The sequence below is a fragment of the Thalassospira sp. MCCC 1A01428 genome, assembly GCF_002115825.1.
Taxonomy (GTDB): domain Bacteria; phylum Pseudomonadota; class Alphaproteobacteria; order Rhodospirillales; family Thalassospiraceae; genus Thalassospira.
The window spans coordinates 21467-35210 of record NZ_JFJZ01000019.1; the positions used below are offsets into that span (position 1 = coordinate 21467).

Sequence of the window (13744 nt, forward strand, 5' to 3'; positions counted from 1 at the left end):
ATATGATCAGACGGCCCGCAAGGGCCGTTTTGCGTCATGCTTTACGAAGGATTGCGATCATGACCGGGCAAAAACCGCCCTTCTACATCACCACGCCGATCTATTACGTGAACGACAAGCCCCATATCGGCCATGCCTATACGACGCTGGCCGTTGATGTGATAGCGCGTTTCAAACGTCTGGACGGTTTCGATGTGATGTTTCTGACCGGAACGGATGAACACGGTCAGAAAGTTGACGCATCAGCGGCGGCCAAAGGCATTGATCCGCAAACCTTTACCGATCAGGTATCGCAAAATTTCCGCGATCTTGCGGTGCACATGAATTTTTCCAACGATGATTTCATTCGCACCACGGAAGAACGCCACAAAAAAGCCTGCCAGGCCCTTTGGACGACGTTGGTGGAAAAGGGTGAGATTTATCTCGGGTCTTATGACGGCTGGTATTCGGTTCGCGATGAGGCATTTTACGCCGAAAAGGAACTGATTGAAAAAGACGGCAAGAAACTTGCCCCGACAGGTGCCCCTGTTGAGTGGGTATCCGAACCCAGCTATTTCTTCAAGCTGTCGGAATGGGGTGATCGTCTGCTGAAATTCTATGATGATAATCCCGGTTTTATCGCCCCGAATTCCCGCCGCAACGAAGTCATCAGCTTTGTTAAAGGTGGCATGCATGATTTGTCGGTTTCGCGTACCAGCTTTAAATGGGGTGTCCCTGTTCCGGGCAATGAAGACCACGTGATGTATGTGTGGGTTGACGCGCTAACCAATTATCTCACGGCCGTTGGCTACCCTGATGTTGATGCTGAAAAACTGGCTAAATACTGGCCTGCGGATTTACACATGGTGGGCAAGGACATTGCCCGTTTCCATGCTGTTTACTGGCCGGCCCTGTTGATGGCCGCAGGTATTGCACCGCCCAAGCGGGTGTTCGCCCATGGCTGGTGGACCAATGAAGGTCAGAAAATTTCAAAATCAATTGGTAATGTTATTGATCCGTATGATCTGACAGCCAAATACGGGCTGGATCAAACCCGTTATTTCCTGCTGCGCGAAGTACCCTTTGGCAATGATGGCGATTTTTCCCATCAGACGATGGTGAACCGCATGAACAGCGAACTGGCCAACGACCTTGGCAATTTATGCCAGCGTGTTTTGTCGATGATTGGCAAAAACTGCAATGCCAAGGTGCCGACACCGGGTGAATTTAGCGATGCCGACACGGTTATTCTGACCAAGGCACACGATTTGCTTGATGCCGCCCGTGCGCAGATTGAAGCCCAGGCATTTAATAAAATGATCGATGCCATCTGGTCGCTGGTCGGCGATGCCAACCGTTATGTTGATGAAATGGCGCCGTGGGGCTTGAAAAAAACCGATCCGGCACGGATGGAAACGGTTCTTTATGTTCTGGCCGAAGTCATTCGTCATGTCGGTATTTTGGTACAGCCTTTGATGCCGGAATCAGCTGCGAAGATTCTGGATCAACTGGCACTTGGTGAAGATGTACGCGGCTTTGACAGCCTCGGTGCTGAACAGGCGCTGGTTGCCGGAACCGACCTTCCCAAACCGGCCGGGGTTTTCCCGCGCTATGTTGAACCGGAAACAGAAGGAGAGAAGGCATGAATGTCGCCCTTGTCGACAGCCATTGCCATCTGGACTATCCCCAGTTTTCTGACGATTTTGCGGGCACCATGGCGCGTGCCCGCAATGCGGGCGTTGGCATGATGGTTAGCATTGGTGTGCGTATTTCAACCTTTGACCAGGTACGCGCGATGGCAGAACGTGCTGACAACATTTATTGCACCGTCGGGGTTCACCCGCATGAAGCCGGTGAAGAAGGTTTGTCCAGCCCGGATATCCTGATTGAAAAAACCAAAGATCCCAAAGTGATCGGCATTGGCGAAAGCGGGCTGGACTATTTTTATGATAATGCCCCGCGTGATGCCCAACAGCAAAGTTTTCGCGCCCACATTGCAGCTTGTCGTGAAACACAATTGCCACTGATCGTGCATACCCGCGATGCCGATGACGACACGATGGATATTCTCGAAGAAGAATATGCCAAAGGCGCCTTTCCCGGCGTTATCCATTGTTTCAGTTCGTCAGCCGAACTGGCACAGCGGGCCTTGAAGATTGGATTTTATATTTCCTGTTCGGGGATAATCACGTTCAATTCGGCCAAGGCCATTCGTGATGCCGTTGCTGATGTTCCGCTGGACCGTTTGATCGTTGAAACGGATTCACCTTATCTGGCACCGGTGCCAAAGCGCGGTAAATCAAACGAACCCTCATTTGTGGCCCATACTGCGGTAAAACTGGCCGAAATTAAAGGCGTCAGCATCGAAGAAATTGCCCGTATCACCACAGATAATTTCTTTAATCTGTTTACCAAGGCAGACCGTTCACGCCTGGGCGAAACGGGGGCAGGAGAACAGTGACGAAAATCACCATCCTTGGCTGCGGATCCTCAAACGGGGTGCCTTCCGTTGGTTTGGGGTGGGGGGCGTGTAACCCGGATAACCTTAAAAACCGGCGTTTACGCAGTTCGATCCTGATTGAAGAAGCCGGGCAGAAAATTCTGGTCGATGTCGGTCCTGATTTTCGTGAACAGGCACTGGCAGCAGATATTAAACATATCGATGCCATCCTGTTTACCCATGCTCATGCCGACCATGTTCATGGTATTGATGACCTGCGCTGGATCAATGTTGCCATGCATCGGCCAATTGACATTTATGCCTCGGCCGAGACAATTCAAACGCTGGAACAACGGTTTGCCTACGTCTTGCAGCCGTTAGCCGAAGGCGTCGATTTTTATTATAAACCGGTTCTCGTCCCCCATCAGATTGATGGCCACCTTGATATTGGCGGCGTCCCGGTTAAGGTTTTTCCACAGGATCACGGGTTTTGCGAAAGCCTTGGCTTTCGGGTGGGCAATTTTGCCTATTCAACGGATGTGGTGAATTTGCCGGACTATTCGCATCAGTTTTTATACGATCTGGACGTGTGGGTGGTGGATTGCATGCGCCTGACACCACACGCAACCCACGCACATCTGGAAAAGGTGATGGGCTGGGTCGACAAATTTAAACCCCGGCAAGTTTATTTCACCCATATGAGCATCCAGGTTGACTATGACCAGCTTAACGACATGACGCCAAATCATGTCAGTCCGGCTCATGATGGCCTTGTGATTGAAATTTGATTTATTTTTTAATTTCAATTCATTAACGGCATTATCTCATCCACCGTGCAATCATTTTATGCTGCACATTGGCTTGGGCAGCCACCCGGTAATAAGACAACATTTCGCGCATCGGGTCTGACAGACGATCAAAACCGGAAATAAAGGCAACCACGATCCCGATGGTTGTTTGCCCTTCAATAACCAGATATCCCCCGACGATCAAAACAATAAGCGGCGTTGCACCGTTTAAAAAATTGATGATAGCCTTCATGCCAAACTTTAAGACAAAGGTCATCATCCGGTTGCGATACAGCAAATCGATACGATCGGGCAGGGCGGTTTCATCAAGATCAGTATCATCATGGGGCAACCGTGTCAGATCATCGCTAACACGGCGCATGGTGTTTACCCGCCGGGCAATAAGCACATTAATGCGTTTTTGAACCAGCGGGACCAGCAATGCCTGGGGTACCAATGCCGCCAGCCCGATGGCGGCAACAAGGGGAGCTTTGGAGAACATATACCCCATGCCGAACACCAGCATGGCGGTATTTACAACCGGCTGCGACAAACATTCGCCCACAAAGCCGCCCAGTTTATCGATTTCCGATCCGATAATTGATATCACCTTGCCGTCTTCCTCGTGGGCGCTGTCACCCTCGTGTTCTTCGTGCAATTGGCTAAGGTGAAGGCGGTTATAGCGAATGGAGCTTTCACTTAACCAGCCCTGATAGAGACGCAGCAAATATTTGCAAATCCCGTGCAGAATCAGAACCGCGCCATAGGCCCCGGCTAATTTTAATAACAAATCCAGCTTGCCATCCGATATGGCGTCATCCACCAGTCGGCGTTGCAGTTCAATGGGCAACATGCTGAGCGCCGCGACGACCACGGCAAGCAGCGACACCCAAATCTGGTGATAGCCGCTCATGCGCCAGACATAGCGCCACAATGATGATGCGGGTGTTTTATCGCCGGTCAGATCAGGTTTACGGGCCGGGATCATTTTTAGGGGCATAAAGGGGTGCTCGGTTGGTGGGGAAATTCAAAAATCGGGAAGTAGTAACTTGAGGTTAAACGAAAAAAGCCCCCGAATGATCCGGGGGCTTTTCGATGTTTTTGTCACGTTACCGTGAAGGATTAGTCGACCGGATGGGAAACAACCGGAATGTGTTCGTTATCGTGACCATGCTGGGTCAGCGGACGGTTGCCCGTTAAACGACGCATCATCACATAAAACACAGGTGTCAGGAACAAACCGAACGCCGTAACCCCGATCATGCCGGAAAAGACCGCCATACCCATAGCCTGGCGCATTTCAGCACCCGCACCGGTTGACAGCACCAAGGGCACCACACCCATGATAAATGCCATCGACGTCATCAGGATGGGGCGCAACCGCAACCGACTTGCTTCAATGGCCGCCTGCATTGGCGTCTTGCCACCAAATTCAAGCTCACGGGCAAATTCGACGATCAGGATCGCATTTTTCGCCGATAGCCCGACAAGCACCATAAGCCCGATTTGCGTAAAGACGTTATTATCACCCCCGGAAAGGTAAAGCCCGGTGAAAGCAGATAATAACCCCATTGGCACGATCAGAATAATCGCAATTGGCAATGTCAGGCTTTCATACTGGGCTGCAAGAACAAGGAAAACAAGCAGCAGCGCAATCGGAAAAACGATAATTCCGGTATTGCCCGCCAGAATTTCCTGATAGGTCAGTTCGGTCCATTCATACGAAATACCTTGCGGCAGGGTTTCGTCGGCAATGCGTTGCAAGGCATCCTGCGCCTGACCCGACGAATATCCGGGGGCCGGGTTGCCGTTAATATCGGCAGACAGAAAACCGTTATAATGCATCGCCCGTTCCGGGCCGAATGTCGGTGTTACATTCAGCACAGCTGAAAGCGGCACCATGTCACCGTTTGAGCTACGAACTTCCAGATCACCAATATTGTCTTCATGTGCGCGATACGGGGCATCAGCCTGAACACGAACACTGTAGGTACGACCGAAAATCGTAAAGTCGTTAACATACATGCTACCAAGATAGATCTGCATGGTTTGCAAGATATCACTCACCGAAACACCTAACTGACGGGCTTTGGTCCGGTCAATATCGGCGTAAAGCTGCGGTACGCTAACCTGATAGGTCGAATACATACCGGCAAGTTCAGGCGTCTGATAGGCTTTTGCCAATAATGCCTTCCGGGCATCATCCAGCGCCTTGTAGCCCAGTGAGGCACGGTCTTCGAGCTGCATTTTAAAGCCACCCGTCGTTCCCAAACCCTGAACCGGGGGCGGCGGGAAGATAACCGTGAAGGCCTGCGGGATCGAAGCAAATTGCTGGTTCAGCTGACCAGCAATGGCGCCAGCACTTAGACTTGGGTCTTTACGCTGATCAAACGGCTTAAGGGTGGCAAAAACAATGCCGGAGTTTGAACTGTTGGTAAAACCGTTAATCGACAGGCCAGGAAAAGATACCGCATGGTCGACACCAGGATGAGCAAGGGCAATATCACCCATTTTACGAATAACATCTTCGGTACGGTCCAGGGTTGCGCCATCGGGCAACTGGGCAAAACCGATCAGATACTGTTTATCCTGTGTTGGCACAAACCCGCGCGGAATTTCACGAAACAGGCCAAATGTCAGGGCGACAAGCCCCAGATACAGCCCCATCATGATGGTTTTGCGGGTAACGATACCACCAACACCTTTGCTGTAACCGCTTGATCCCTTGTTAAATACCTTGTTGAACCCGCGAAAGAACCAGCCGAGTGCGCCGTCAAGAATACGGGTAAGCAGGTCTTTGGGTTCATCATGCCCCTTAAGCAACAAAGCGGCCAGGGCAGGGGAAAGAGTAAGCGAGTTAACAGCCGAGATAACGGTCGAGATTGCAATAGTCAGGGCAAACTGGCGGTAAAACTGCCCGGTCAGGCCGCTAATAAAGGCCAGCGGAACAAACACGGCCACCAATACCAGGGCAATGGCAACAATCGGCCCGGAAACTTCGCGCATGGCCCGGTAAGTTGCCTGGCGTGGCGAAAAGCCCAGTTCGATGTTACGTTCGACGTTCTCAACCACCACAATCGCGTCGTCCACCACGATACCGATTGCCAGCACCAGACCAAACAGACTAAGCGCGTTAATTGAAAAGCCAAACAGATACATGACCGCGAACGTACCGATTACGGAAACCGGCACCGCCAGCACCGGGATCAGGGATGCCCGCCAGGTTTGCAAAAAGACAATCACCACCAGAACAACCAGGACGATGGCTTCAAGCAAGGTGTGAATGACGGCATCGATGGACGAACGAACGAATTCGGTCGTGTCATAAACGATCCGGTAATCGACCCCTTCGGGCATATAGGTTTTGATTTCTTTCATCGTTTCGCGAACATTATCGGCGATTTCGATGGCGTTGGAACCGGGGGCTGCGAAAATCCCCATACCAACAGCGTCCTTGTTATCAAGCAGGGCCCGCAAGGAATAATCAGATGCGCCGATTTCAATCCGCGCCACATCGCGCAGACGTGTCACCGAACCATCAGGATCAGAGCGAATAATGATGTTGCCAAATTCTTCGGGGTCTTCAAGGCGGCCCTGGGCATTAACCGACAATTGCAAATCAAGGTCCGGCGCAGAAGGCGAAGCCCCGATTACACCAGCTGCGGCCTGAACGTTTTGCGATCGAATTTCAGCAACCACATCACTGGCCGAAAGGCCTTGTTCCGCAACTTTTTGCGGATCAAGCCAGATCCGCATTGAATAGTCGCCGCCGCCAAACGCATTCACATCACCAACACCATGAATACGGGCGAGGCGATCCTTGATGTTAAGAATGGCGTAGTTACGCAGATAGTTCATATCGTAACGCCCGTTGGGCGAAACAAGATGCACAACCATTGTCAGGTCTGGTGAACTTTTGATCGTCGTCACACCCAGACTGCGTACTTCTTCGGGCAGGCGTGGTTCGGCCTGGGATACCCGATTTTGAACCAGTTGCTGGGCCTGGTCGGGGTCTGTCCCCAGGGCAAATGTCACCGTCAGGGTCATCAGGCCATCAGTTGTTGCCTGGCTGCTCATATACAGCATGCCTTCGACACCATTAATGGCTTCTTCAAGCGGTGTTGCGACACTTTCAGCAACGACCTTGGGGTTGGCGCCGGGATAGTTGGCACGCACCACTACCGATGGCGGTACGACCTCGGGATATTCTGACACTGGCAACAGCGGAATGGAAATAACCCCACCCAACAGGATAAGCAGTGACAGCACCGCCGCGAAAATCGGGCGATCAATAAAGAATTTGGAAATGTTCATTGTGCTTGTGTCCCCCGGCCCTGATTAAGAGCGGGAATCTCCCTTGGCGTCGCCACTTGCATCGACCATGGACCGACGATCCATCGAGACAACTTCAGGGGCAACGGTCATTCCTGGGCGAATGTGTTGCAGACCTTCAACAACAATACGTTCGCCGTCGGTCAGGCCTTTGGTTACAATCCGCATTCCGTTCTGTTCGCCACCGAGGCTGATTTCACGGTACTCGACAACATTTTCCGGGTTCACAACCAAGACATACTTTTTGTCCTGATCAGTGCCAACAGCACGTTCTGCGACCATAATGGCACTGCCGGCACTGGCCTGGCCCAATTCGATACGGGCAAACTGCCCTGGAACCAGACGGCCATTTTTATTGTCAAACACGGCCTGTACGCGGATCGTGCCACTGCGTGGATTGAATTCATTATCAATCATTTGCACGTGACCCTTAATCGTATCAGGGCCAATAAAATCACTGTTAAGCTGAACCGGAATCTGATGAACAGTATCAACTGACGGCTCACCGGTTTGATGCATGGCCAGTAGTAAAGCCTGTTCGTTTACATCAAAAGTCGCGTAAATCGGGTCAACAGAAACAATCGTAGTCAGGATTTCGGAATTGGCTCCTGCCGCAACGAGGTTGCCCGGCGTCAAACGAATATCGCCAACCCGACCGGAAATAGGGGCACGAATTTCAGTATAGCCAAGGTTCAACTTGGCTGACCGTAACTGAGCCTGCGCCGAGCGCAGATCGGCCTCGGCATTCTGTTTGGTTTCCTGGCGCTGATCCAGTACCGAGCGGGTAATAACCCGGGTTTTCCAAAGCTCGTTACCACGGTCAAGCTCGGTTGTTGCCAGCTTCAGACGTGACTGCGCCGAAAATACCTGTGCTTCAACACGGGCGACTTCAGTTTCAAACGGGGCGGGATCAATTGTAAATAACAGATCGCCTGCCTTAACCAACTCGCCTTCGCGGAAATGAACGGCGTCAATCGCCCCGGCAACACGCGGGCGAATTTCCACCCGGTCAATTGCTTCAAGTCGGCCAGAAAAGCTCGACCAGCGGGTGATTTTCTGATTATGAATTTCAGCAACCGAGGCTGGTACGGCAGCAGGGGCCGCCGCCGCAGCAGGAGCTTCTTGCTGTTCTTCAGCATGAATAAAAGGTACGGGAACCAACCCGGTCGCACCCGCGGCGACAAACGCAATCGCGACGGCGCCAACCGCATATCTTAATCTGGATTTCGATGACATCACGTCTCTCCGTATTTCCAATGGGCATTTTGCAATGCAACTTTGTTGCGACAATATGCGCGTGGTTCAGATTGCAATAGACGGCAATTCCAACACTTAGCGTTCCAGAATAAGAACGAACCTAATTTGCAGCGACAGATCAACAGATCAGTCCGTTTAAAAAACGAGCTTTAAAATGACGCGCTGCAATGTAATGGATGGGAATTCCCGCTGTCGCAAACTGGGATATTGAGGAAAAATATAAGGGGCGATGCCATATATCAGGTAGACTGATCGTCTTGGTTTTTTGCACAATCGCGCAAATTTTTGGCAATGCAGCAAAAATTTTAGCTCTTCTGAAACATGATCGTTCCATTTGAGCCGACATAGAAACGTGACCAGGAATGAATTTTGGCCAATTGGCAGAACACGGGACAAAATGCATTGCCGGTCAAGTTTCGCCAATCCAGCAAGAGATGACAGCGAGGGCAAAACTGCCCTCGCATCAAATCACCGATTACGATAACGGCATTATATCAATGGTGATGGTTTTAGGCAGGGCCGTACCATAATTAATATTGGTCGAAAAATTGCCCTGATCGTCAAAGGGATAACCGTAAACCAGCCCGTTCAGACTAATGCCAGTCGCTAAATTGTGGCTCCAGTTTTGATGGAGAAATGCCGAATAGAAATTTGATTTTACAGAATTATCTTCTATCCATCCCGGATAAAAAACAAAAGGGGCACCCGTTGTTGGCTGTGCAACCTTGCTGTTTTTATCGGTAAAGGTCACAGCCGGAGCCTCGGCACTATTATTGTCAACTGATCCAATCAGGATACATTCGCCATCAGTACCCTGACGATAAATATTGGCAGCCTTATATAAAGCCGGTGATTGCGGCGACCATGTTAACGTCACATTTGCTGAGGTATCCAGGGTGATGCTTTGTGACCACGATAAAGCCGTTTCAGCACCATTTTGCAAAACACCAGACAGAAAATAACTGTAAGTTCCAGCCGGTAAGAGTTTGTTATCAGGGTCATTCTGGACAACACTGGCGGCAGCTTTGAATTGATAAAAGCTGATATATTGCAAGGGACCAAGCGCAAAACCGTACCCGGTTGCCATGCCGCGGTTAAACGCCGATACAACAACATTTTCCAACGCGGGCAGGGCGATAGACGACAAACCGGGAAAATCCGCATTTTGTGCTATGGCATCTGCATCGGTTAAGGATGAAAAAACGCCGGTACATCCAAAAACCATCGCCGATGCTGTCCATGAAGAGTTGGTTAGCCATGATGGCACATGGGGCACAGCATAAACCGAGCCGCTGACGGGCAGCGTAATCTGCGTCAGGTCCGTATTTTCAACAAAATAGGGGAAATAAATGTGAACGACAGCTCCCTGATATTCCCCCGCCTGAAGTGTCTGTTTTGTGGTCAGGCTGGTTTGCGACAAGTCGTTCACATCATAGGCGTTACCAACCAGCTGCAATGCCAGATAGGTTTGTGTCCCGTCACCCCATTGCCATGCAAGATCAATCGTTTTGGTGGCGCCCGTTTCATCGATAAATGACAGATTAAGGATTTGTGCCCCCTGTTTGGGGGTAACCGTTACAACCTTTCCCATCCATAACGTTCCATGACTTCCCACTTCTTGCGCATATTGATGAAACGAAAAGACAGATGACTGATAATGGTCGAAAAATTGCTGTAACGGTGCATCAAACCATGTTGATAACGCATTAAATCCGTAAGAAGAGGTTACAGGAGCAGACTTGGTAATGCTGACCGAATCATCGAAAAAACAAAACCCGGGCTGGGCGTTCCATTCATCAATCGACATGGAAGTTACCAATCCGAAATTCTGCAACGACGGTGAAACAGGTATGGTTCCGCCCGCCGATACCGGTGCGACAGAAGCACGATAAAGGTTAATACCGGTCGCGTTTTTATTGACCGGAATATATTTCGACGGCGTCCCTTCAATCTGCCATCCGATATTAATGCCTTTTGCCTGCGCCGCCCCGGTTTTGCCAAGTAAAAACCCGCCGAAAACAGCAGGAGAGACGGCAGTTTCGCCAGATGGGGAGGTTTCAGCTACCGCATAAAAATAACTATGTGCGGTAAATGGATTGTCGGCTACCGGCACCCCGGTCGGGGCAAGATAAGATGGTGGCACAGGTGGGCTAACAGCTTTCAATATATCCTGAGGGGCCGTTAACGGCCCGGAAGCAGACCCCAGGCAGTCGGAAAATGGAGATTGTTCAGGGAATTGTGCCTTAAAACGCCCCATCAATTCCGAGGTCGAAATGGGTGAACCAACTTTGCCCAGTGGATATGGCGCAGAAGGAGAACTGGTAACTGTAAAGGTAAAACTGACTTGATCAATATTGGAAATATCGACATCAAGCGTCGCGCTTTCGGTCGCTGTTGCAGTATTATAGCTTAGCTCAAAGATACCATAAACATCGGACGGGTTCGTTGCCGGTGTTGGTACAGCAGGTTTTCCATTTGTAACTGCCACACCGCTAGACGGGCCGATGAACATAACAACGATGCCCGATATAATATTTTGATCCGTTGGCAAGGAAACAGACACCACATTGTGCCCGGTCGATAGGACTGGCGTATTCAGACAGACGACATTTTTACCGGTCGAGGACGCGCCAAAATCAGCATAGGCCCCGGTTTGTGCATCCCAATAGAACCATTTATCACCCTTGGCAGCAGTCTTGCCAAAAATGGCATATGAAAACCCGGCAGATACGACTGATGCAGGTATCGAAAACTTCATTTCGGGAAATTGCGGTGCCAGGGCTGCAATCCCTGACGGTACAGATGACGACGGCTTTTTTTGATCCATAACAGGTCTCCTTGAATAATTTAAAGCGCAAAAACACACAATATCATTCAACCTGAAATAGATTTTCAATAACAGGTGTATCTTACCTCTTGGTCACGTTGACTCAGACTTAAAATAGCCGGGATCGGGCATTTGGAGGAAAATAGCACCGCAAAATTTATTGCCCTTGTTCCAAAAATTAAATTTTGGCTTCGCAAACAGGTGCCAAATCAATATCGGCACGCTATGTTAAGCGCGAATGACATGACACATGGCGTGCAATCATGCGATTTGGCATGTATGACGCTGTTTGAATTGTTCCTTACCGTTTGACCGCGCGAAGGTCGCCGGATTTATTGTGAAGACAGGATGCACCAAATGCCTATTGGTAAATCAGTTTACAAGCGCGCATTTCTTTTTTGGGCATATTGCTGCGCCACACATTAGAAACCTTTGTTTCACAATGAGTCCGGTTCGAAATCTTAATTGGGGCAAATAGCAAAAGTGCTGTTTTGTCCTGGCTCCCACTTGATAAAAACAGGAAATTAAACATGTCGGAACAACCTCAGGTAGGTCTGATTGGTTTGGGTACGATGGGTGCGGCCTTATCGCTCAATATCGCTGAAAAGGGATACCCGCTTGCCGTTTACAACCGAACAGGCAGCGTCACCGATACGTTTATCAAAACGGCTGGCGACCTTGCGCCACGTTTAACCCCGACCGATAGCCTGGAAAACTTTGTCGCGGCCATCAAGGCGCCGCGCGTTATTATCCTGATGGTTCCGGCTGGACCTGTCGTTGACGACCATATTGATGCCCTTAAACCGGTTTTAGGCGACGACGACCTGATCATTGATGCAGGCAACGCCAATTTTTATGACACCGAACGCCGTGCCAAACGGGCACAGGACGAAAAATTCGGCTTTATCGGCATTGGCGTTTCCGGCGGGGAAAGTGGTGCGCGGCATGGACCATCAATCATGGTTGGTGGTACGGAAGCAGACTGGAGCCGTGTTGCCCCGATGCTTGAAGCTATTTCCGCCAAATATGATGGCACCCCCTGTGCATCCCTGATGGGACCGGGCGGAGCAGGCCATTTCGTAAAAATGGTCCATAACGGTATTGAATATGCCGATATGCAAATGATTGCCGAGGTTTACAGCCTTATGCGGGACGGCATGGCCTACAAGGCAGGGCAGGTTGCTGATGTATTTGATACCTGGAACAAAGGGCGGCTGGCATCTTACCTGATCGAGATTTCCGCCAAGGTATCGCGTGCAAACGACCCGATTTCCGGCAATGCCATGCTTGACGTAATCCTTGATAAAGCGGGGCAAAAAGGAACCGGTCGCTGGACTGCAATTGAAGCACAACAGCTTGCCGTTCCGGTTCCCGTCATTGAAGCTGCCGTTGCAGCCCGCAATCTGTCTGCCCGGATTGATACCCGAAGCCGGGGTGCCGATCATTTTGGCGACGCTCAGAAAGCACTTGAGGGCGAGGGGATCGCTGCTGAAACACTGGAAAAGGCACTGATTGCAGGTAAAATCCTTTGCTATGCACAAGGGTTTGAAATGTTGGCTGCCGCTGCCGATCATTTTAAATGGGACCTACCGATGCCCGCCATTGCCCGTGTCTGGCGCGAAGGCTGCATTATTCGTTCTGACATGCTCAATGACATGGCTACGGCATTGACCAACAACCCCGGCGACAACCTTATTTTTGCAGAACCGTTTTCGGGCTTGTTAAAAGATTGCCAGGCAGCACTGCGTGAAACAGTCATTGCCGCAACAACAGCAGGGATTGCAGTGCCTGCACTTGCAGCAGGGCTTTCATGGTTTGATACCGTTCGCACACGCCGGACTTCGGCAAATATGATTCAGGCGCAGCGTGATTATTTCGGTGCGCACGGCTTTGAACGTGTTGACGGCAAGAATGAGCCGCACGGTCCGTGGGCGGGTCACGAAGACTGATACGACATGTTATGACAGGCTGGCATCAAAAAAATGCTGCCAGCCTGTAAAGATCGCCTGTGGCGAGTTCATCTTGTTTCCCACCAAAATCTACATAAAACAATCACCATAATAACAAATACTTAAGTTGATTATCCTCATGTAAAATACAGAACTTCAAGCTGTAAAAATC

The 13744-nt window shown here is 50.4% G+C and carries 8 protein-coding genes; 4 read left to right on the forward strand and 4 right to left on the reverse strand.

Going from position 1 to position 13744, the window contains the following annotated elements; genetic code table 11:
• Nucleotides 1-59 precede the first annotated feature (59 nt).
• Genes metG through THS27_RS14880 form a run of 3 tightly spaced genes read left to right on the forward strand, consistent with a single transcriptional unit; the run spans nucleotide 60 to nucleotide 3207 of the window.
• Nucleotides 60-1625 carry a methionine--tRNA ligase gene (metG, locus tag THS27_RS14870; RefSeq protein ID WP_085592204.1) on the forward strand — a complete coding sequence of 522 codons (1566 nt, stop codon included), beginning with the start codon at nucleotides 60-62 and terminating at the stop codon, nucleotides 1623-1625.
• Entirely contained in the window at nucleotides 1622-2440 is an 819-nt protein-coding gene (locus tag THS27_RS14875) for a TatD family hydrolase (RefSeq protein ID WP_085592206.1), read from the forward strand. The genes metG and THS27_RS14875 overlap by 4 nt, the downstream gene beginning before the upstream one ends.
• Entirely contained in the window at nucleotides 2437-3207 is a 771-nt protein-coding gene (locus tag THS27_RS14880; RefSeq protein ID WP_085592208.1) for an MBL fold metallo-hydrolase, read from the forward strand. Before THS27_RS14875 ends, THS27_RS14880 begins: the two co-directional genes overlap by 4 nt.
• A 31-nt stretch (nucleotides 3208-3238) precedes the next feature.
• On the opposite strand, the gene THS27_RS14885 is transcribed toward THS27_RS14880, so the two are convergent.
• From THS27_RS14885 to THS27_RS14900, 4 genes are all read right to left on the reverse strand, one after another.
• Entirely contained in the window at nucleotides 3239-4207 is a 969-nt protein-coding gene (locus THS27_RS14885; protein WP_085592210.1) for an ABC transporter ATP-binding protein, read from the reverse strand.
• Between the two features lie 122 nt (nucleotides 4208-4329).
• Nucleotides 4330-7521 (reverse strand): efflux RND transporter permease subunit, encoded by a 3192-nt coding sequence (locus THS27_RS14890; protein ID WP_085592212.1) that lies wholly within the window; start codon nucleotides 7519-7521, stop codon nucleotides 4330-4332.
• 24 nt (nucleotides 7522-7545) lie between these two features.
• Nucleotides 7546-8775 carry an efflux RND transporter periplasmic adaptor subunit gene (locus THS27_RS14895; protein WP_085592214.1) on the reverse strand — a complete coding sequence of 410 codons (1230 nt, stop codon included), beginning with the start codon at nucleotides 8773-8775 and terminating at the stop codon, nucleotides 7546-7548.
• 496 nt (nucleotides 8776-9271) lie between these two features.
• On the reverse strand, nucleotides 9272-11623 hold the full coding sequence (locus tag THS27_RS14900; protein ID WP_085592216.1) for a hypothetical protein: 2352 nt from the start codon (nucleotides 11621-11623) through the stop codon (nucleotides 9272-9274).
• 530 nt (nucleotides 11624-12153) lie between these two features.
• Here THS27_RS14900 and gndA point away from each other — a divergent pair.
• Complete coding sequence (gene gndA, locus THS27_RS14910; protein ID WP_085592220.1) at nucleotides 12154-13572, forward strand: NADP-dependent phosphogluconate dehydrogenase; 1419 nt, start codon at nucleotides 12154-12156, stop codon at nucleotides 13570-13572.
• The last annotated feature ends 172 nt before the right edge of the window (nucleotides 13573-13744 follow it).